At 57.4% G+C, this 1617-nt stretch carries 1 protein-coding gene; it reads right to left on the minus strand.

What is annotated here, in order from left to right; genetic code table 11:
- Positions 1 to 1617: FG-GAP repeat domain-containing protein (locus ACYZGB_RS22690; protein WP_462391243.1), on the minus strand; the 1617-nt coding region annotated here is incomplete at both ends.

Genomic DNA, 1617 nt, shown 5'->3' on the forward strand with positions numbered 1-1617 from the left:
TGATGTCTGCGATGGCCCGGGGGTCAGCGTCCATGCGGCGGTTCAGGCGGAAGGTGTTGTGGCTCTTCCAGCTGGGCACGGGGTTGCGCGGCACGCTCAGGTCGTCGTTGATGTTCGTGATGCTGTACGCGTGCTGGTTCCAGATGCTGCGCGTGGGCACCCAGCCTCCGTTGGCATCCTCAAATACCCGGACGCCTCCTCCAACATCTGCGTCACCATGCCGGCCATACTGGTTCCGAACAGTTACGAATTCAGCATGTCCATCGCGATCGGCATCCACGACGATGGGATATTCAAAGGTGGTCGCAGAGTCAGACCCAATCCGAATCAACTGATTGCCAGTCGCTCCGTCAAGCACAAATATGGAGGACTCATCCGAATAGAGAACCTTTGCTTTTCCGTCGCCCAGGAAGTCGAACGACGTTGAGCCCGTCATGCCAGAACCATAGTCCTTCGCAGGGATCCACCAGAGGACGGAGCCATCCGCGCGCAAGACGGTGTAGCTAAAGCGACCAGAAACACCGATATCAGGCACTCCATCGCCATCGAAGTCTGCAATTGTTGGAGGACCACCCCACACTCCATCAGAGTTAGGTACAAGAATTGGTCCCCACAACAACGCCCCAGAACGATCTAGCAGCGAAACTCGCCCGCTATTGATGTGAGCTATTTCTGGCGTCCCATCCGAGTCGAAGTCTGCAATCGCTACGTGACCCTCACCGACTTGCGAATTTTTCCAGACAAGACTCCCTTGATGGTCAAAAACACTGGCCCCAAGCAGAAGATTTTGCTTACCTGTGCCGAACAGGTCCGCAACCACCGGCAGCGAATAGGCGCGCGGATAACTGTAATCCGTCGAACCAAAGTACGGCCCATTTGCAGACCACAAGAGGGCGCCAGTTCTTCCGTTAAAGACGTCGCCCTTCATCACCACTTCTGGAACGCCATCTGCATCAAGGTCGGCAATAAACGCGCTCCCCCAAACCCCGCCGTTGCTAGGCATGAAGTCGCCGGTATCGCCATTCGTTGCAGACCAATAGACTTCACCGCTGACTCGATACGCGACAGGCAATCCAGTCTCTGAACTGGTTGCTACGATTTCAGGAATTCCATCCCCATCCAAATCAGCTGCAGCAAGGCCACCGACATTGACGACCTTTCTGGCCGCAATGCTCCGCACTTCTGATCCGTCCACGCCCGAGAGAATGCGGATCGTGCCGCTGGGGTTTGTGTAGTACCCCTCGTAGCTGACGACGACGATGTCCGAAACATCTTCGCTGTTCACCTTCCCATCTCCATTTGTGTCGCGAGTGGGAATGGCTATCGGAGCCATCATTACTTGTTTTGAGGTCGGGTTGGAACTGCCGTCCCCGCTCCACTCCCACTTAAGCTTGGGAGTAAAAGCCCCGCCGCCCTGAGGCACGAACAGCACATCCTGCGCACTGGAGCGCACGTTGTTCGCCTTGTCACTCTCGGCCAGCGCACCCGAGGGGTCCACCACCACATGGATGGGCGCATCGCGGAACGGCAGCAAGCCCGAGACATCGATCGTCAGTGTCTGGGACTGGCCCGTGCCCAACGCCGCTGTCAGCGTTGCCTGGCCCAGCACGGTGTCGG

It is taken from the genome of Acidovorax sp. Q11, from assembly GCF_054950075.1.